18 protein-coding genes, 1 tRNA gene and 1 pseudogene are annotated in these 19,526 nt (G+C 63.2%); 11 read left to right on the top strand and 9 right to left on the bottom strand.

From position 1 onward, the window contains the following. From GM658_RS28290 to GM658_RS28265, 7 genes are all read left to right on the top strand, one after another. Positions 1-977 (top strand): alkaline phosphatase D family protein (locus tag GM658_RS28290; RefSeq protein WP_211841958.1); only part of this gene is annotated, 977 nt, incomplete at its 5' end. A gap of 98 nt (positions 978-1,075) precedes the next feature. Beyond that, positions 1,076-1,999, top strand: a complete 924-nt coding sequence (locus GM658_RS28285; protein ID WP_155457454.1) for a DMT family transporter — start codon at positions 1,076-1,078, stop codon at positions 1,997-1,999. Beyond that, on the top strand, positions 1,996-2,391 hold the full coding sequence (locus tag GM658_RS28280; RefSeq protein WP_155457453.1) for a methylglyoxal synthase: 396 nt from the start codon (positions 1,996-1,998) through the stop codon (positions 2,389-2,391). The genes GM658_RS28285 and GM658_RS28280 overlap by 4 nt, the downstream gene beginning before the upstream one ends. Next, the gene (locus tag GM658_RS28275; RefSeq protein WP_155457455.1) at positions 2,391-3,365 is read left to right on the top strand and encodes a quinone oxidoreductase family protein; all 975 of its coding nucleotides are present in this window, start codon (positions 2,391-2,393) and stop codon (positions 3,363-3,365) included. The genes GM658_RS28280 and GM658_RS28275 overlap by 1 nt, the downstream gene beginning before the upstream one ends. A gap of 7 nt (positions 3,366-3,372) precedes the next feature. Then, positions 3,373-3,504: a hypothetical protein gene (locus tag GM658_RS29600; protein WP_267875009.1), complete on the top strand. Its 132-nt coding sequence runs from the start codon at positions 3,373-3,375 to the stop codon at positions 3,502-3,504. 7 nt (positions 3,505-3,511) lie between these two features. Further along, positions 3,512-4,246, top strand: coding sequence for an alpha/beta hydrolase (locus GM658_RS28270; RefSeq protein WP_155457452.1), 735 nt, complete (start codon positions 3,512-3,514; stop codon positions 4,244-4,246). Between the two features lie 57 nt (positions 4,247-4,303). Beyond that, complete coding sequence (locus GM658_RS28265; RefSeq protein WP_155457451.1) at positions 4,304-4,828, top strand: kinetochore Spc7 family protein; 525 nt, start codon at positions 4,304-4,306, stop codon at positions 4,826-4,828. Here the strand turns inward: GM658_RS28265 and GM658_RS28260 are convergent. Continuing rightward, positions 4,822-6,177, bottom strand: a complete 1,356-nt coding sequence (locus GM658_RS28260) for a C13 family peptidase (RefSeq protein WP_211841957.1) — start codon at positions 6,175-6,177, stop codon at positions 4,822-4,824. The genes GM658_RS28265 and GM658_RS28260 overlap by 7 nt on opposite strands. Before the next feature lie 25 nt (positions 6,178-6,202). After that, complete coding sequence (locus GM658_RS28255) at positions 6,203-6,847, bottom strand: DUF4136 domain-containing protein (RefSeq protein WP_155457449.1); 645 nt, start codon at positions 6,845-6,847, stop codon at positions 6,203-6,205. Between the two features lie 162 nt (positions 6,848-7,009). Between GM658_RS28255 and pepN the strand changes: the two genes are divergently transcribed. From pepN to GM658_RS28240, 3 genes are all read left to right on the top strand, one after another. Further along, positions 7,010-9,652, top strand: coding sequence for an aminopeptidase N (gene pepN / locus GM658_RS28250; RefSeq protein WP_155457448.1), 2,643 nt, complete (start codon positions 7,010-7,012; stop codon positions 9,650-9,652). Positions 9,653-9,674: 22 nt separating this feature from the next. Beyond that, entirely contained in the window at positions 9,675-10,682 is a 1,008-nt protein-coding gene (locus GM658_RS28245; protein WP_155457447.1) for a class 1 fructose-bisphosphatase, read from the top strand. A 56-nt stretch (positions 10,683-10,738) separates the two neighbouring features. Then, positions 10,739-10,814, top strand: a tRNA-Thr gene (locus GM658_RS28240). An 83-nt stretch (positions 10,815-10,897) separates the two neighbouring features. Here the strand turns inward: GM658_RS28240 and GM658_RS28235 are convergent. Continuing rightward, entirely contained in the window at positions 10,898-11,830 is a 933-nt protein-coding gene (locus GM658_RS28235) for an alpha/beta fold hydrolase (RefSeq protein ID WP_155457446.1), read from the bottom strand. 160 nt (positions 11,831-11,990) lie between these two features. Between GM658_RS28235 and GM658_RS28230 the strand changes: the two genes are divergently transcribed. Beyond that, a complete protein-coding gene (locus GM658_RS28230; protein WP_155457445.1) occupies positions 11,991-12,944 on the top strand; it encodes an alpha/beta fold hydrolase in 954 nt (317 codons plus the stop codon). Here GM658_RS28230 and GM658_RS28225 read toward each other — a convergent pair. From GM658_RS28225 to GM658_RS28980, 6 genes and pseudogenes are all read right to left on the bottom strand, one after another. Continuing rightward, a complete protein-coding gene (locus GM658_RS28225) occupies positions 12,895-13,794 on the bottom strand; it encodes a LysR family transcriptional regulator (RefSeq protein ID WP_155457444.1) in 900 nt (299 codons plus the stop codon). The two genes, GM658_RS28230 and GM658_RS28225, sit on opposite strands and share 50 nt — an antisense overlap. 65 nt (positions 13,795-13,859) lie before the next feature. Beyond that, positions 13,860-15,182 carry a vanadium-dependent haloperoxidase gene (locus tag GM658_RS28220; RefSeq protein ID WP_170299028.1) on the bottom strand — a complete coding sequence of 441 codons (1,323 nt, stop codon included), beginning with the start codon at positions 15,180-15,182 and terminating at the stop codon, positions 13,860-13,862. Between the two features lie 129 nt (positions 15,183-15,311). Further along, positions 15,312-17,090 (bottom strand): methyl-accepting chemotaxis protein, encoded by a 1,779-nt coding sequence (locus GM658_RS29695; protein ID WP_155457442.1) that lies wholly within the window; start codon positions 17,088-17,090, stop codon positions 15,312-15,314. A gap of 20 nt (positions 17,091-17,110) precedes the next feature. Next, positions 17,111-17,605, bottom strand: a complete 495-nt coding sequence (locus GM658_RS28210; RefSeq protein WP_155457441.1) for a chemotaxis protein CheW — start codon at positions 17,603-17,605, stop codon at positions 17,111-17,113. A 275-nt stretch (positions 17,606-17,880) separates the two neighbouring features. Next, positions 17,881-19,005: a branched-chain amino acid ABC transporter substrate-binding protein gene (locus tag GM658_RS28205; RefSeq protein ID WP_155457440.1), complete on the bottom strand. Its 1,125-nt coding sequence runs from the start codon at positions 19,003-19,005 to the stop codon at positions 17,881-17,883. A gap of 136 nt (positions 19,006-19,141) precedes the next feature. Beyond that, a pseudogene (locus GM658_RS28980) lies at positions 19,142-19,526 on the bottom strand (hypothetical protein); the annotation flags it as partial.

The raw sequence follows: 19,526 nt of genomic DNA, 5'->3' as shown, positions 1-19,526 counted from the left end.
CCAGCGCGCGCCTGGCGGCCGCCGTTGGCGCGGGCCTGACCTCGGTCCAGGCCGGCGTGGCAGTGCTGGCGTTCGGCCAGGCGGAAAACGCGGCCAAGGCGGGCGCCAGCGCCACGCTGCAAGCCACCGCCGCGGCCCAGGGCATCGCCATCGGCTACATCAAGGCCGACATCCAGGCCAAGAAAGTCGAATCGCCATTCGTGGTCGCTTCCGGCAAGGCGGCCGCGCTGGCGCCTTACTTCCGCAAGTTCCTGATCAACTGCGACCAGTGGGACGGCTACAACGCAGAACGCAAGGCCCTGATGTCGCACCTGAAGACCAATGCCATCGGCAACGTGGTGGCGCTGACCGGCGACATCCACTCCTTCTTCGCCGGCACCGTCAACGACGATTACGATGCAGCGGGCGGTGGCACGCCGGTCATGGTGGACCTGGTATCGGCCGGCGTCAGCTCCGATTCCTTCTTCACTTACCTGCGCGAAGCTGCTGCAAGCCTGGGCGACCTGGGAACGCTCGTTTCCTGGCCGCTGCAACTGCCGGTGCCGAACCTGGGCACCGTCGACCTGAATCTCAACCTGCTGGACTACACCATGGGCAAGGCCGCGCCGACCGCCGACACGCTGGCCGCCTCGCTGGCAGTGCAGCTGCGCGGCGCACTGGGCGCGAAGGGCGTGCCGGAGGCGTCGCTGGATGCGACTGTGGAAGCCGTGCTGGCAGGCCTCAAGGCCGATGCCACTTTCAGCGGTCAATTGCTGCCATTGGCGCAGCAGCTGGCTGGCTTGAACAGCAACCCGCACCTGCGCCACCTGAACACGGATGCACAGGGCTTTACCGTGGTGACGCTGACGGCGGGCTCGCTGACGGCGCAGTTCAAGCAGGTCAACAAGCTGGTGGGCGTCAATGCACCGGCCAATGTGATCGCCAAGGTGACGACGGCCGCGGTGACTGCTGGGCAGGCGTCCGTCAACGTGTACTAAGACCGGCACTTCGGTGTCTGGCCCGCGGGGCCAGACACTGTTTTGCCGGTTTTGGAGGACCGCCAGCAAGCCCGCCAGCTTGCCGCTACAATGATGGCATGGAAATAGCCACTCAGGAAACGCAAGGCAAACGTACCGCCTATTTTGGCGGACTGGCAATCGCAATCGGCGGGGCCATCCTCTTTTCAACCAAGGCCATCGTGGCCAAGCTGCTATACCGCTATCACCTCGACGCAGTAACGGTGATCGCGTTCCGCATGTTGTTCTCGCTGCCGGTCTTCGCCGCTGTCGCGCTGTGGAAGATGCGCAGCGAACCGCCATTGAGCCGGGCCGACGCCTGGCGCCTGGTTGGCCTGGGCCTGGTCGGCTACTACCTGTCTTCCTTCTTCGATTTCCTCGGCTTGCAATACATCACGGTGGGCCTCGAGCGCCTGATCCTGTTCCTGACCCCGACCTTCGTCCTGCTGGCCGGCGCGGTCTGGCTCAAGCAGCACATCAGCCGCGCCCAATGGCTCTCGCTGTTTACCGCCTACGCCGGCATTGTGCTGGTGTTCTTCCACGATCTCCAGGGCGGCATGAGCAATGTGGCGCTTGGTTCGCTGCTGGTGCTGGGCTCCGCCATTGCCTACGCCCTGTATCTGCTGGGATCGGGCGAAATGGTCAAGCGCCTGGGTGCGCTGCGCCTGGTGTCGTACGCCATGTGCGTATCGAGCGCTGCCTGCATCGGCCAGTTCTTCGTGCTGCGCCCGGCCGAAATGCTGGTGCAGCCGATGGAGGTCTACGGCCTGTCCCTGATCAACGGCATCCTGTGCACCGTCATGCCGGTCTTCATGACCATGACCGCCGTGCAGCGCATCGGCGCCGGTGCGGCCTCGCAAGCGGCTATGATTGGTCCTGTCTCCACGCTGTTTTTTGGCGCCGTCATCCTGTCCGAACCCGTGACCAGCTGGCAGCTGGCGGGAACGGCCCTGGTGCTGGCCGGTATTTATCTGCTGTCGAATGTGAAAGGTAACGAGAAATGACGCCCCGCATTGCCCTGATTGCCCACGACAAGAAAAAAGACGACATGATCGCGCTGGCCCGCGAGTACGCCGACTTCCTGCGCACCTGCAAGCTGTGCGCGACCGGCACCACCGGCGGCCGCCTGATCGCGGAAGTGGGCCTGACGGTGGACCGCAAGCACTCCGGCCCGCTGGGCGGAGACCTGCAGATCGGCTCCATGCTCGTGGAAGGCAATATCGACGCCATCATCTTCCTGCGCGACCCGATGACCCCTCAGCCGCACGAGCCTGACATCAACGCGCTGGTGCGCGCCTGCGACGTGCACAACGTCACGTGCGCCACCAATCTCGCGACGGCCCACCTGGTGCTGTCGCAATTGCAGGCAGTCTCCCGGTCGGAAGGAGCAGCATGATGGCCAAGGCAATCCGCATGTCCCGCACCGGCGGGCCGGAAGTCATGGAATATGTCGATGTTGAAGTCGGCGCGCCGGGCCCCGGCGAAGCGACCGTGCGGCATGAGGCAATCGGCCTGAATTTCATCGACGTGTATTTCCGCACCGGCCTCTACCCGCAGCCGTTGCCCGCTGGCCTGGGCCAGGAAGGCGCCGGGGTGGTGGAGGCGGTAGGCGAGGGTGTCAGCCACGTTCGCGTGGGCGACCGCGTGGCCTATGCCGGCCGCCCGAACGGCGCCTATGCCCAGCTGCGCAATATGCCGGCCAGCCTGCTCGTCAAGCTGCCCGACGCGATCGGCAGCGATACCGCCGCCGCCATGATGCTGCAAGGGATGACGGTGCAGTACCTGCTGCATTCCGCTGCGCCGGTCAAGAAGGGCGACACCATCCTGTTCCATGCCGCTGCCGGCGGCGTCGGCCTGATCGCCTGCCAGTGGGCGCGCGCCATGGGCGTGAACCTGATCGGCACCGCCGGTTCGGACGAAAAGGTGGCGCTGGCCCTGAAGCATGGCGCCACCCACGCCATCAACTACAACACGGAAAACTTTACCGAGCGGGTGCGCGAGATCACCGGCGGCAAGGGCGTCTCCACCGTCTTCGATTCCATCGGCAAGGACACCTTCATCGGTTCCCTCGATTGCCTGCGCCCGCGCGGCATGATGGTCAGCTTCGGCAATGCATCGGGCCCGGTGGCCAATTTCTCGCTGGGTGAACTGGCGTCGCGCGGCTCGCTCTACCTGACCCGCCCGGCACTCGGCAACTACACGGCAACGCGCGCCGACCTGGAAGCCTGTGCCCAGTCGCTGTTCGACGTGGTGGAGCGCGGCGCTGTCAGGATCGACATCAACCAGCGGTATAATCTGGCAGATGTGGGGCAGGCGCACAGTGACCTGGAAGCGCGCCGCACTACCGGTTCCACCATCCTCTTGCCATGAATTGATTATGACCGACCAGAACCGCCCAGCCGATGACGACGACGGCAACCCGAAATTTGGACGCCTGCTCATCGTCCTGCTCTCCGCCGTGGCGCTGATCGGTCTTATCACATTCGCCAGCGAAGCTTACTACCGCTGAAGTCCCTATGCGGCGCCGGATGATGTCCCTGCTGCTGCTGATCCCCGCTGCTTATCTCGTCTTGTGCGCGCTGGTGTTCTTCCGCCAGCGCAGCATGCTCTATTTCCCGCAGCGCTTTGACGGCGGCACCATGTTGATGCTGGGCGGTGGTGCGCGCGTGGGTGTCACTCTTCACGAACAGCCGGGCAGCAGCGCCGTGATCTATTTCGGCGGCAATGCCGAAGCAGTCGGCTACAGTTTGCCCGAATTACAGGCTGCCTTCCCCGGTCAATCGCTTTATCTGATGCACTACCGCGGCTATGGCGCCACGCCGGGCGAGCCGACGGAGGAGGGCTTGTTTGCCGATGCGCAGGCGCTGTACGAATACGTGCGCGCACGGCACCCGCAGGTGACCTTGGTCGGCCGCAGCCTTGGCAGCGGCATCGCCACACGCTTGGCCAGCGTGCGCGCTATCGACCGCCTGGTGCTGGTCACGCCCTACGACACCCTGGCCCGAGTGGCGGGCTACCATTTTCCCTGGCTGCCGGCGCGCTTGCTGCTGCGTGACCGCTACGACTCTGCCAGCTACGCAGCGAAAGTCAACGCACCCACCACCATCCTCGCCGCCGAACGCGACGAAGTCATTCCCCGCGCCAGCAGCGAAGCCCTGTACCGCAGCTTCCGTCCAGGCCTCGCCACATTCCAGGTCGCCCCCGGGGCCGGCCACAACGATATCTCGCTCAGGCAATTGCAAATTCATTGAACTTGCTCCGATCGCGACGGTCGAAGCATCTTTCACTGTCCTTATCGGGAGAAGAATATGAACGGTACTTCCAAGCAAGTTCTTGACGATGAGGAGGCGGTGCGCGCCACACGCGAGTGCATTTCCGCCCTTGCGATGCTCGTCGCCGCCATAAATCGATTGATGGATGAGCACCCGGAGTTCAAAGATCAATTGATGCCATCGGTAACGCAGCTTGGCGGGGCCTTGTCGCGCGCTGCGAAGTTCCCGAGTATCGGTTTTGACGCTCTTGAATCTCGCTTAAATGCGGTCGAAGCTGCGGTAACGCAGTTGCAGGTTGACGTGGCGCAATTGAAGGATGACGTGGCGCAGTTGAAGAGCGACGTGGCACAGTTGAAGAGTGACGTTGCACAACTCAAAAATGATGTTGCCGGTCTCAAAACAGACATGGCGCTTGTCAAAGCGACCCTGATTGAGCACAAGGAAATCTTCCTGACGAAGGAGGAATTTCACAAGGAAATGCACAAGATGACATGGCGCATATATAGCTGTATGGCGGCCTTGATGGGAGCCGTCTACTTCATCGCCCGTTACGTTCACTGAATCGCTGCCAGCTTGGCGCGAATGTCGGGGCCGGCTGAGAGTTGGGGGTTGGAGTAGCCGTCATCCTTGCCTGCATCGATTTCGCGCTGGCGGATGATTTCGCGCGCTGCGGCGTGGGCTTGTTCGAAAGATCGCGTCTTGCTGCGCAGCTGTTCGTCGAACATGGCGCGGCCGAAGAAGGTCAGCTCGGATTTGTAGCCGCAGCCGTAGGAAGTATGGTGGGCATCGGCCGCGGTCAGTACCATGGTCGAGTCGCCTTTCAGCGCCGGGATCCAGCTGCCCGAGAAGCAGGCCGAAATGGCGATGACGCGGTTCCTGATCCCGGCTTCATCCAGCGACTTGCGCAGCATGGCCGGCGTCAGTTCGGTCAGTTCGAAGGGCCAGAAATTGGCCGCCAGTTGGCCTTCGCGCGCGCCGTGCGATGTAAGGTAGATGAACAGGATGTCTTCATCCTTGTCCATGATGTTGGCCACGCTGCGGATGGCGCGCTGCAGGTTCAGGGTGGTGGCCCAGGGCAGGGAATCGGCGGTCTGGAAGTGGTTCACCAACTGCACCGTGCGGCCGGCGGTATCGAAGCGCGCGGACATCACGCCCGCCACCATCTGGCTCTCGCGGCGGAAGACATCGTCGCCGTAGGGCGCAAAGGTGAGCGCATACATATCGACCTTGCCGGGACGCTGCGGCGCCAGGGCTGCCAGCTGGCGCGCCAGCAGGACCGGCTGGGCCTCCAGCAATTCAGGCGTCAGCTTCAGGAAGCGGGAAGGCTGGCTCTCGCTGTCCGCTGCTTCCCTCTCCGGATACCAGTATTCCGGCTGGCGCGCGGATACGCCCAGCGCCACGACGCCGACCATCATGCCCGCTGTAAGCGCCAGCGGCCAACGCCGCCCGCGGCCGCCGCGCGCCAGCAGCGTCAATTGCGACACCAGCGCCAGCAGGACTGGAATGGCCCACATGATCCAGCCACCCCAGCGTCCCAGGAAACGTACCGACCATTGATCGGATCCGCTGTAGAGCAGGCCGCCAAAACACAGGCTGAGGAACAGCTCCAGCCAGACGGACTGCGCCAGCATCAAGGTCACGAGCAGCGCCATATCGGGCGCTGCGCCGGGGCGGCCGCTGGGGCCGGCCCCGCGTGTCAGCAAGGCGTAAAACGGGAGCAGTGCGAATGACAGCCAGCCGTAGGCAATGGCCTGCCAGTAGAAAACCGCCGGCCCTTCGATCGTCAGGCGCTGGAACAGCACGGCCTGCGCCAGCAGCATCAGCACCAGGACCGTGACCACGCCCGGCGCGGTGGCCAGGCCTTCCCAGCGGGGCGAACGGAAAAGGGCGGCGGAAGCGCCTTCGCGCAACCACCGCCCCAGCGATTGGAATAAGTTATTGGAGCTCAAGGTCTACGCGCTTGGCCTTGCCGCTCTCGCCCGGGAAGCCGGTAAAGGCGCTTTGCACCAGGGCCGGCATCACCATTGGCGTCGACTGTTTGCGGCTGGTGTTTTGCACCGTCACGTCATACAGCTTCTTGCCCTGCAGGTTGTTGATGGTCACGCGCAGGTTGCGGTCGTAGTTGTGCTGGATGGTTTCGCGGTATTCGATCGGGCCCCACATCCACGGATCGTAGTACGGGCGGTAGAAGCCGTAGTAGCCGTAATAGCGATGGCGGTAAGGGTAGCCCCAGCGCGGACCGTAGCCCCACGGGCCAGGACCATACATCCAGGGATCGGTCGCCGTCAGCACCTTGACCGGATGGTCGATTGTGCTGAACTGCATGCCGACGCGCAGGTTGGCGTCCTTGGTACTGGCCGCCTGGGTAAAGCCCAGCTTGGCCAGTTCGCCGCTCACCAGGTTCTGGTAGCTGCGGTATTCCAGCGTATCTTCGCCCGGAGCGGGCGTTTCAAAGGTATATGATTTGTCCTGCAAGTCGCCTGGCCACTCGTGGAAAACGGTGACGTTACTGTGCAGGGTAGTGGCACAGCCGCTCAGCAACAGACTGGTGGCCGCCACCAAAATGGCTAGCGCTTTCATGGCAGGACTCCTTATTTACCGTATAAGCCAGTTTAATCCGGCAACATACATTTCACCTAATTATTACAGAATGTTACTGCCGGAAGGACAAGGGAAAAGAATCGGGCGTGCCCCTTGCCCGGTATTGGTAAAATAGCCTTCTTTGTCCCGCTCGCCCAAACCATGCGTACCGACAGCCCAAAAACGATTTATCGTAAGGATTACACCCCGCCCAGCTACCTGGTGGAGACTGTGGAACTGGGCTTTGACCTCGATCCGGCCTGTACCATCGTCGCCAGCCGCGTCCAGCTGCGCCACAACCCGGACAGCAAGAGCCGTGACCTGGTGCTGCACGGCGAAGCCATCGAACTGGTCGCCCTGCGCATGAATGGCCGGGAGTTGAATCCGGATCAATACATTATTGATAATAATATCCTGACCATCCGCAATGCGCCGGTCAATGTATTGCTGGAAATTGAAACGACCTGCGTGCCGATGGAAAACACCACGCTGTCCGGCCTGTACACCTCGGGCAGCGGTTTTTACACCCAGTGCGAAGCGGAAGGCTTCCGCCGCATCACCTACTTCCCCGACCGTCCGGACGTGATGGCGCGCTACACCGTGATGCTGCGCGCCGACAAGCAGCAATACCCTGTGCTGCTCTCCAACGGCAACTTGCTGGAGGAGGGCGACCTGGGCGACGGCCGCCATTACGCCAAATGGGAAGACCCGTTCAAGAAGCCCTCCTACCTGTTCGCACTGGTCGCCGCGCGCCTGGTGTGCCAGGAAGAGAAGTACAAGCTGAAGTCCGGCCGCGAAGTGCTGCTGCAGGTGTGGGTGGAAGAGGGCAACCTCGATAAGACCGACTACGCCATGCAGTCGCTGAAAAACTCGATCCGCTGGGACGAGGAACGCTGGGGCCTGGAGCTGGACCTGGACCGCTTCATGATTGTCGCCGTGAGCGACTTCAATATGGGCGCGATGGAAAACAAGGGCCTGAACATCTTCAACACCAAGTTCGTTCTGGCCAATCCGCGCACCGCCACCGATATCGACTACTCCGGCATCGAGGCCGTGGTGGGCCACGAATACTTCCACAACTGGACCGGCAACCGCGTGACGTGCCGCGACTGGTTCCAGCTGTCGCTGAAAGAAGGCCTGACCGTGTTCCGCGACCAGGAATTCAGCGCCGACATGATCGGCACCGATAGCGGCCGCGCCGTTACGCGTATCGACCAGGTGCGCACGCTGCGCCAGGCGCAGTTCCCGGAAGACGCTGGCCCGATGGCGCACCCGGTGCGTCCCGACTCCTTCGTCGAGATCAACAATTTCTACACGGTGACCGTGTATGAAAAAGGCGCCGAAGTGGTGCGCATGTACCAGACCTTGCTGGGCCGCGAAGGCTTCCGCAAGGGCATGGACCTGTACTTCGAACGCCACGACGGGCAGGCCGTGCAGTGCGACGACTTCCGCGCCGCCATGGCCGACGCCAACGAGCGCGACCTGAAACAGTTCGAACGCTGGTACAGCCAGGCCGGCACCCCGGTGGTCAGCGTCAGCGGCCATCACGACGGCGCCAGGCAAGTGTACGAACTTACGCTGCGCCAGTCCTGCCCCGCAACGCCGGGCCAGAGGGACAAAAAACCATTCCATATCCCGGTCGCCGTGGGCTTGCTGGGCAGCGACGGCAAGGACCTGCCGCTGACGCTGGGCGGCAAGGCGCTGGGCACAACCGCTGTGCTGGAACTGACCGCCGCCGAGCAGACCTTCCGCTTCGAAGGCGTGGCGCATGCCCCGGTGCCGTCGATCCTGCGCGACTTCTCGGCGCCGGTGGTGCTGGAGTATCCGTACAGCGACGAAGAACTGCTGCACCTGTTCCGCTACGACAGCGACCCGGTCAACCGCTGGGAAGCCGGCCAGCGCCTGGCCATGCAGCGCTTGCTGTCGCTGGCGCAAGCGGTGCTGGACAACAAGCCGCTCCAGCTGGACGATACCTACGTCGCCGCCCTGCGCGCCGTGCTGACCGACAAGGAACTGGATGCCGCCTTCCGCGAGCAATGCCTGATCCTGCCGTCGGAAACCATCATCGCCGAGCAGATGGAAGTGGTGCACCCGCAAGCCATCCACAGTGCGCGCCAGTTCATGCGCCACGCCATCGGCACTGCGCTGCGCGCCGAACTGCTGCAGGTGTATGGCGACAACGCCACGCCGGGCCCCTACAGCCCGGACGCCATCTCGGCCGGCAAGCGCGGCCTGAAGAACGTGGCGCTGGCCTACCTGCTGGTGCAGCCCAATACGGAAGCGGTCAAGCTGGCTGGCGAGCAGTTCGCCGCAGCCAGCAATATGACCGACCGCGCCGCCGCGCTGTCGTCGCTGATCCACAGCGGCGCCGACGCCGGCAAGCAGCTCGACGCCTTCTACACGGACTTCAAGGGCGAAGCGCTGGTGGTGGACAAATGGTTCGCCATGCAGGGCTCGGCGCCGCACACCAACGTGGCCAAGGTGCGTGAGCTGATGAAGCATCCGGCCTTCACGCTGAAGAATCCGAACCGCGCCCGCAGCCTGCTGTTCAGCTTCTGCAACAACAACCCGTCGCAATTCCACGCCGCCGACGGCAGCGCCTACGAATTCTGGGCCGAGCACGTGATCAAGCTCGATGCACTGAACCCGCAAGTCGCCGCCCGCCTGGCGCGCAGCATGGACCGCTGGCGCCGTTACGCGCCCGCGCTGCAAATCCATATGCGCCACGCGCTGGAAAAAGTCGCCGCCGCCACGCCGCTGTCCAACGACGTGATGGAAGTGGTCAGCAAAGCACTCTCCAATTAATTAGTACAAACCTAGGGAAACAATGAAACGTATCAGCCTGACCCAATATCTCGTTGAAGAACAACGCCAGCACCACAGCATTCCAGCGGAACTGCGCCTCCTGATCGAGGTGGTGGGCCGCGCCTGCAAAACCATTTCGCACAGCGTCGGCAAGGGCGCCCTGGGCGAAGTGCTGGGCGCGCTGGAAAGCGAAAACGTGCAGGGCGAAGTCCAGAAGAAGCTGGACGTGATCTCCAACGAGATCCTGCTGGAAGCGAACGAATGGGGCGGCCACCTGGCAGCCATGGCGTCGGAAGAGATGGAAGACATCCACCCGATCCCTAACCGCTACCCGAAAGGCGAGTACCTGCTGGTGTTCGATCCGCTGGACGGCTCCTCCAACATCGACGTCAACGTCTCGATCGGCACCATCTTCTCGGTGCTGAAAGCGCCGGAAGGCATGACCGAACCGACCGAAAAGGACTTCCTGCAGCCAGGCGCCAAGCAAGTGGCCGCCGGCTACGCCCTGTACGGCCCGCAGACCCTGCTGGTGCTCACCACCGGCAACGGCGTGAACTGCTTCACCCTCGACCGCGAGATGGGTTCCTGGGTCCTGACCCAGCGCAATATGCAGATTCCTGCCAAGACCAAGGAATTCGCGATCAACGCCTCCAATCAGCGCCACTGGCATGCGCCTGTGCAGCGCTATATCGGCGAACTGCTGGCCGGCAGCACCGGCCCGCGCGGCACCGACTTCAACATGCGCTGGATCGCCTCCATGGTGGCTGACGTGCACCGCATCCTGAACCGCGGCGGCGTCTTCATGTACCCTGCCGATAACAAAGACCCGTCCAAGCCAGGCCGCCTGCGCCTGATGTACGAAGCTAACCCGATGGCCTTCATCGTCGAACAGGCGGGCGGCATGGCGACCGACGGCAAGAAGCGTATCCTCGACATCCAGCCGGAAAAGCTGCACCAGCGCGTGCCGGTCTTCCTCGGCTCCCGCGACGAAGTAGCCCTGGTCACCAGCTACCACCAGGAAGCAGTGTAATTATTGCAAGCTGCGCTTGCGCACCCTTGAGCCCGAAGTTATAATCCGGACTCTTTGCCGGTGTAGCTCAGTTGGTAGAGCAGCTCATTCGTAATGAGAAGGTCGGGAGTTCGATTCTCTTCTCCGGCACCAGGACGTACAAAAACCCTGTCAGGTCATTGATCTGGCAGGGTTTTTTCGTTAACCGCCCGCAGCCGGTGCGGTGAGCGCGTGCCTTATTTCACATTGCGCCCGAGGAAAGTGCGCATCAGCTTGCCGATTTGCTGGCCGTCTTCTTCAAGCGCGAAGTGGCCGGTGTCGAGCATGTGCACTTCGGCCTGCGGCAGGTCGCGCAGGTATGGCGCGGCGCCGGCTGCCGGGAAGATCTTGTCGTTTTTGCCCCAGGTGATCAGCATCGGTGGCTGGTGTTTGCGGAAGTAGGCTTGCCATTCCGGGTAGTGGGCAGGGTTGCTGCCGTAGCTGTAGAACAGCTCAAGCTGGATATCCTTGTTGCCTGGGCGGTCCATATAGGCCTGGTCCAAGGTCCACGCATCGGGACTGATCCTGCTGGCGTCGCGCGCGCCGTGCGTGTACTGCCATTTGGTCGCGCCGAGTTCGAAGAACGGTGTCAGCTTGGCGGCATTTGCCTCGGTTTTGTCAGCCCAATACACTTTGAACGGCGCCCAGAACTCATTGTCGATGCCTTCGTTGTAGGCGTTACCGTTCTGGACCACGATGGCCGAGACGCGTTCAGGATGGGCGGCGGCCAGGCGGAAGCCGATCGGGGCGCCGTAATCCTGCACGTACAGGGCGTATTTCGATGCGCCGACCAGGGTGGTGAACTTGTCGACCACGTTTGCCAGGTGGTCGAAGCTGTAGACAAATTGATCGACAGCCGGCGCATCGCTTTGGCCGAAGCCGGGGTAGTCGGGCGCGATCACGTGATAGCGGTCGGCCAGTTGCGGAATCAGGTTGCGGAACATCTGGGACGAGGTAGGGAAGCCGTGCAGCAGCAGCACGGTCGGCGCGTCTTTCGGGCCGGCTTCGCGGTAGAAGATGTTGACGCCATCGACCTTGACTGTGTGATAGCTGACGTCCGTCGGCGCGGCGGAGGCAGCAGCGGCGGCAAGGGCGAAGGCCAGGGATGCAGCGATGCGGGCGGTGTTCATGTTCGCTTCCTTCAAAATTGGTTGGGATGGGATGGATTGTAGGAAGCGGCTCAGGGCGCAGGAACTACGCGCTGCGAAACAATCCATTTCGCTGGGCGGCGTTTCGCCGGGCCTGAGGCGCCGATAGAGTGGGGCTATCGACAACCCACTGGAGAACAGGATGAAAACTCTCATCGCATCAGCTGCCATCGCACTTGCCGGGGCCGCGCAAGCCGCGCCGCTCGCTTATCGCACAGTTGCCGTGGACGGCGTCAATATCGCCTACCGCGAGGCCGGCGACGCCAGCAAACCGACCGTCCTGCTGCTGCACGGCGTGCCGAGCTCCTCCCGCATGTACGACGGCCTGCTGCGCAAACTCGGTGACCGCTACCACCTGGTTGCGCCGGACTATCCCGGCTTCGGCAACAGCGATGCACCGGACCCGGCGAAGTTCGCCTACACCTTCGACAACCTGGCGGCAGTGATGAACAAGTTCACCGATGCGGTTGGCGCACAGCGCTACGTGCTGCTGATGCAGGACTACGGCGCGCCGGTCGGCATGCGCATGGCCCTGGCGCGGCCGCAGGCAGTCCAGGCGCTGGTTTTCCAGAACGCTAATGTGTACGAAGAGGGACTGGGGGCGATGTGGGGCAAGCGCAAGCCGTTCTGGGAAGACCGCGCGGCGCATGAGAAGGACGTGATCGCCGTGCACCAGTCCGTCGCGGCGACGCGCGCACGCCATATCGGCAGCGACCCCGCAATCGAAGCGTACGACCCGGACTTGTGGATGGACGAATATGCCTACCTCAATCGGCCAGGCCAGGCGCGCATCCAGGCCGATTTGATATACGACTACCAGCACAACCTGGCGGCGTATCCGGAGTGGCAGGCCTGGCTGAAACAGCGCCAGTTACCGACACTGGTGGTGTGGGGCAAGCACGACCTGGCGTTCACCGTGCCGGGAGCGCACGCGTTCAAACGCGACAACCCGTCGGCCGAAGTGCATGTCCTCGATGGCGGGCACTTCGTGATGGACACCAGGCTGGATGAAGTTGCCGCGATCACCGGCGCCTTCCTCGGCAGGGTCAGTTCAGGTGCGGGTGCGTCCGCAGGTGCTGCGCCAGCAGGTCGATAAACTTGCGGACTTTGGAGGAGCCATATTTGCTCTCGCGGTGCAGGATGTGCACCGGCCACGGCTCCTCCTCAAATTCCGGCAGGACGACCTTCAGCTTGCCGGCCGCCAGTTCGTCGGCCATCTGGTAGGACAGCAGGCGGCAGATGCCAAGTCCTTCCACCGCGGCGCGGATGGCAGCGTCGTTGCTGGTGACGGTGAGGCGCGGCTTCATCCGGACTGTGATCGCGTCCATCCCTTGGCCGAACTTCCATTCGACGCGCGGCGTTATGTTGCTGGCGGCGATGATCGTATGCTGCAGCAGCTCTTCCGGATGCCGGGGCACGCCATGCCTGGCCAGGTACTCGGGCGAGGCGCACAGCACGCGGCGCATCTGGCCGACGCGCAGCGCCTTCATGCTGGAGTCGGGCAGAGGGCCGAGCCGCACCGCGACATCCATGCCCTCCTCAATCAGGTTGACCACCCGGTCAAGAAAGTAGGCGGAGACGTCAACCTCGGGATACTGTTTCAGGAACTGCACAATGCAGGGAGTGACGAAGTGCTTCCCGAACAGGACTGAGGCAGTGACGGTCAGGTTGCCTTTTGGCGTCGAGTTGACGCCTGCCGCGGCGCCGTTGGCTTCCTCGATGCTGGCGAGAATATTGCGGCAGTCATCCAGGTAGCGCTGGCCTGCTTCGGTCAGGCGGACGTTGCGCGTGGTCCTTTGCAGGAGTTGCGCGCCCAGCTTTTCTTCGAGCGCGGTGATGGCGCGCGTGATTGCCGCCGGCGACATATTCAGGCTGCGTGAAGCGCCTGCAAAGCTTTCCTGTTCGCCCACCGCGACGAATACGGTCATCAAGTGCATCTGGTCCATGCGAATCCTCCTTGCAGGATCGTACACTTATTGCCGTCCGGCGGGCTACTGCCGGCGGCGATCAGCTAGCGCGGACCGAACTTGTTCTGCAGGATGTAAGCGGAAGTTTTGGCGCCTAATTCAGTGCCGGCTGCGAGCGAGGTGCGGAAATGCATGCCGCCCATGATACGTGCTGATGTGACCTCCTCAATGAATGCATCGGTCGTGGCATACGTACGGGTGGTATTGGTCGCCTTGCTGTCCCACGCAAAGCCGACCGACCTGGTGCCGTAATACTGGCGCAGCACTTCGGCCAGGCTACCGGCGGTGCAGCCATGGGCGGCAGGATATTCCGGATGGGGCGGCGTGGGCAGGGCTGGAGCCCAGTCGGGCACGGCATCGGTCATGTCGTTGCCGTCCGTATCGGCGAGATTGATGGCGCTTTGCGGCCGCCAGCGTTCATAGAAATACTTGGCCTCGAAGCAGGCGTCAATCGCATCGGCGCTGGCAACGTAGATGAGGGCCAACAAGCGTGCCGCGTCGGCGGTGTTGGCGGTGGTCCTGGCAAACCAGCCGAAATTGCGGGTCAGGAAAAAGGGCGGTGGCTCGGTGTGGAATCGCGCCATCTCCAGTTGTTCGGGAGTGCGGCCGATGCTGACGATGCCGCCGTAGGCTCTGACTTCGTTGAAATCCGTGGCGTAGGCGGTGCTGGCGATGGCAGGGGGCGGCGGTGGGCGGAACTGGTCGTTGCTGCTCAGGACAAACGGCCGGATCGAAGGCCGAAAACGGTCAACCGGATTGCTGCCACGGTATTTGCCTGGGTCAGTGCCCGGCATGTAAGGCGCGAGTGCGACCGAGCGGCCATCGTCGGCACGCAGCGCCACGATATTGCGCGCTACTTGCGTGCCAAGCGCTATACCTTTGTCCCTGGCGTCGCCTGTCGGCAAACCGGCGAGGAAGCCGACATAAGCGTTGCTGTACTGGTCACTGCGGTTGGGGAACAGGGCTTGCAGCACGCTATATGCCGCAGCGCCGACAGCTGCATCGATTGATGCGCCGCTGGAAGTGGCGCTTTGCGCTGGACCGAACAATTTGTAGCGCCCGTCGATGGCAGCGCTGGCGTCGTACATCGCCAGGCTGACCGTGGCCATGTCGACGTTGAAGATAGTGCGCTGTTCCTCCGGCGTGGCGGCAGCAGCGCCGCTGGCATTAACGGTGGCAACGGCGACGTCGTGCCAGTACGAGACGGCATTGGTGTGGTTCGCTGCCAGCGCCACCGGCTGGATCGGCACGTTCGCGGCGACGATGGCGCTATCGCCGCCACTGCCGCCGCCGCAGGCTGCGAGCAGAGCCAGCGCAACGTTGCTGGAGAAGCGCGCGCAGCGGGAAGCAAGAGAGAGAAGGGACATGATGGCATCTTTCGAAGAAAGTGAGACCATGTCCAAGGTAGTGAAACCGGCGCCGGTGCACCAGCGTTTCCGGACGAAGGCCGGTTTCAGCCGGACGAAGGCGGCGGAGCTCCGACGAAGCCCATGTTCTCAGAACTCCACCCACTCTCCGGCTTGGTCTTTGACCACGGCTGCCTTGGCGCGGCTGCCCGATGCGAAAACAGGCTGGGCGGGAGCCGGTTGCGGCAGGGCTGCATGGCCGGCGGACTTGGGCTTGGCCGGCGCGGGCCGGTTTTTTGCGGCCACGGCAAGTGCGGGCTTGCGCGGCTCTTTCGCGGCGACGGCGATGGCGGCGCTGGCCGATGCCTTGTGCAGCGTGAAGACGGCCACCAGGGAAGAAAGCTGGCTGGCCTGCTCCTGCAGCGACTCGGCAGCGGCCGCCGCTTCTTCCACCAGCGCGGCATTTTGCTGGGTCACATGGTCCATCTCGCCGATGGCCTGGTTGACCTGGTCGATGCCGGTCGATTGCTCGGCGCTGGCGGCGGTAATCTCCGACATGATGTCGCTGACGCTGGTAATGCTTGCCACCACCTCGTCCATGGTGCGGCCGGCCTGGTCAACCAGCTTGCTGCCGCTTTCGGCGCACGCCACCGAATTCTCGATCAGGGACTTGATTTCCTTTGCAGCATCGGCGGACCGATGCGCCAGGCTGCGCACTTCGTTGGCCACAACGGCGAAACCGCGGCCCTGGTCGCCGGCACGCGCCGCTTCCACGGCGGCGTTCAGGGCCAGGATATTGGTCTGGAAGGCGATGCCGTCGATGACGGAAATAATGTCGACGATGCGCCGCGACGCTTCATTGATGGAGCCCATGGTGTCCACCACTTGCGCCACGACCGTGCCGCCGCGTGTGGCGACTTGCGATGCATTCGCCGCCAACTGGTTGGCCTGGCGCGCATTGTCGGCATTCTGTTTCACCGTCGTGGTCAATTCTTCCATCGAAGACGCCGTCTCTTCCAGCGAGCCGGCCTGCTGCTCGGTGCGCGCGGACAGGTCTTGATTGCCGGCGGCGATCTGCTGCGTGGCGGTAGCAATGGTGTCGGTGCCGGCGCGCACCTGGCCGACGATCTGCGCCAGGCTGTCGCGCATGCGACGCATGGCAAACAGCATGCTGGACTCGTCGTGCGGCCTGATGTCGATATCGACGGCCAGGTCGCCGCCTGCAATGCGGGCGGCGATCTGCGCCGCATCAGCCGGTTCCCCGCCCAGCTGGCGCAGCAGTCCGCGCGTGATCCAGATACCCATGCCCAAGCCCGCCAGCGCACTGCCGACCACCAGCATGATCATGAAGTTGCGGCTCGATTCATACAGGACCGTGGTCTCTTCGGATGCGTCGGCTGCATTTTTTTCCTTGACGCGGGCCAGTTCGGACATGCGGTCATCGACCGCGGTTGCCCTGCTTGACATCGCCCCCATCACAAAAGATGCCAGCTCATTATTCGCCTGCAGTGGTTCCTTGCGCGCCCGGCGCAGCACATCCTGAACGTCGTTGTCGTATGCCTCCAGTTCACTGTGCAGCTTGCTGAGCAATTCGCGGCCGGCTGCGGAGGCGAAGCGCTTGTCGGCTTCAGCGAGGTTGCTGCGCAATTCCTTGCGTGCGTCTTCGATGCGCTGCAGCGACTTGCTACGCTGCTCTTCGGTCGAAGCCAGCAATACGCTGCGCAGCGAGCGGCCGATGTAGATCAGGTTGATATTGGCTTCCTTGATATAGGACAGACCGAGCAGCTCGCGATCATAAATGCGGTCGCCCATATCGTTGATCTTGCTCATGTTGGCAATTCCCAGTCCCGCCACGATGGCGCCAGCCAGGGCAACGATGCTGAAGGCGCCGAGCAGGCGCGTGCCGACTTTCATCTGGTTCAGTTTCATTTTGTATTCTCCACAAGATCTCAGGCCGCCATGGGGAGCTTGGCCGGGGCAGTGATATCGGACAGCAATTGGCTGAGATCAGCCAGCTGCAGCATGCGTTGGTCCAGGGTGGCAATGCCGGTCAGGTAAGCGTTGCCGAAATTGGCGCCGCCGGGCGGCGCTTTCACCTGCTCCGCAGTCAGGCTGAGCACATCGGAAACGCTGTCGACCACAATGCCAACCTGCTGTTCGCTGAGCGCGAGCACGACGACCACGGTAAATTCGTTATAGACGCCATTACCAATGCCGAGCTTGATGCGCAAGTCCACGATGGGCACGATCACCCCGCGCAGGTTGATCACGCCCTTCAGGTAAGCAGGGGCTTCCGCCAGCTGTGTCACAGCGCTGTAGCCGCGCAATTCGCGCACAGCCTGGATGTCGATGCCAAATTCTTCATTGCCGAGCCGAAAAGCCAGTACTTCAGTTGCGTTGGCAGCCTGGGCTTGCGGGCCGTTCAATTCTGTCGAATTCGCCATGGTATTTCCTCATCGTAGGGGCGAGCGCGTGCGGGCGTGGCCTGTCGTGGCTCGCGATAGCTTGGGGTTGGATCTGGTCGGCGGAGGCGGGGCCGATTGAAGGGGGTGCTCGGGCCCGGACCGAATAGCCGGGCAGCAACAACAAGATGGATTCTAGTCCGCAAATTGGCCGGGATAATCTCCAATTGTCACTGTGGGGTAATGGCCACAGTTGGCGGCAGTGCGCTGCAGCGGCCAGCCGACTGGGCTGGTCGCAGAGCAGTTATGGCAATTTCTTAGTAGCTCGCAATCGCAGCCGGCTGGCCGTTCTTGAAGGTGAAGATCGTGACAGGCGAGGACTTCATGTCGCCCTTTGCATCAAACGCATAGGCGCCCGATACACCCTTGTATGTGCCGGCCGAAATGTCGGCGCCGACCTTGGCCGGATCGATGGAATTCACCTTCTGCATCGAGGCCGCGTACATCAGCACCGCATCGTAGTAGGCGGAGGCGTAGACGTCCGGCTCGGCGTTGAAGCGCTTCTTGTATTTGGCCTTGAAGGCCGGGCCGGAAGCGGCCTTGTCCAGCAACGTCCCGCCTTGTGCGCACAGCACATTCTCACCGACGGCATCGCCGCCCAGCTTGCCCATTTCCGCGGTGCAGATGGTGTCGCCGCCCAGCAGCTTGGCCTGGATGCCCAGCTGCTTCATCTGGCGCGCCATCGGGGCGCCCTGCGGCGCATAGCCGCCGAAGAATACGGCCTGCACATTCTTCGATTTCAGCTTGGTCAGGATGGCGGTGAAGTCGACCGCCTTGTCGGTGGTGTACTCGTGGCCCGCCACCTGCAGGCCGGAGGCGCGCGCCTGCTTCTTGAATTCTTCCGCCAGGCCCTGGCCAAAGGCCGTGCGGTCGTCGATCACCGCGACGTTCTTCACCTTCAGCTCATTGGCGGCGTACAGCGCCATCTTGGAGCCGAGCTGGGTGTCGCTGGCATTGATGCGAAAGATGTTCTTGTACCCTTGTTGCGTTAACTTGGGGTTGGTCGCTACCGGTGCGATCAGGGCGCCGGCTTCGTTGTAGATGCGCGAGGCGGGAATCGCGACGCCGGAATTGTAAGGGCCGACCACGTATTTGACGCCGGCATCGGCCAGCTTCTGCGCAACGGAGACGCCGGCTTTCGGGTCGCCCTGGTCGTCTTCCGACATCAGTTCGAACTTGAGCTTCTTGCCGCCGACGGTGATGGGCTTGGCGTTCAGTTCTTCGACGGCGAGGCGGGCGCCGTTTTCATTGTCCTTGCCGGAAAACGCCTGTGCGCCGGACAGCGGGCCGCTATGGCCGATCTTTACCACGACGTCCTGGGCGCAGGCGCCGGCGGCCATTGCCAGCAGCGCCACTGCGCTTACCGAGTGCTTCAGCTTCATCGAAGGGTCTCCATGATGTTTTCGATTGCGTGATTATCCACAATCCGCGCGGCGCAGCAAGACGCAGCGCATCAAGCGGGGTGCATTATGCCGAAGTGCCTTCTAAAGCGGCACAGCAGAAAGCGATGCGGGCGGCTCAGGCCTCATTGTCGATATGGCCGCCGGGCCGGGCGCCGTCCTGCGCGCTGGCCTGTCCGCCAGGGGGCGCCTGGCCGCCGGGTGTGCGGCCGCCGCCGGTGCGTGCGCCAGGACCGGCTTGCGCTCTGGCGCCGGCGCCGGTATTCCTTCCGGCGGCCGCCTCTGCGGGGCGCTGGACAGGGTGCATCTGGACCGGCGCGACTGGCGCCACCGCAGGGACGGCGACAGGGGCGGGCACAGGTTCCGTGGCCGGTGCGGGCGCAGGCGGGCGGCCCGAAGCGGCGGCAATGTCGCCAGTGCGGTAGGCCGCCACAGCGGCAGCGATGGCGGGATCGGTGGCTTGCAGGCGCTGCGCCTGGGGCGACGCCGGCGCGCTGGCGCGG

The organism is Massilia eburnea, assembly GCF_009720745.1.
GTDB lineage: Bacteria > Pseudomonadota > Gammaproteobacteria > Burkholderiales > Burkholderiaceae_D > Rugamonas > Rugamonas eburnea.
The sequence above is the reverse complement of the archived record's forward strand: the minus strand, read 5'-3'. Positions and strand labels throughout refer to the sequence as shown.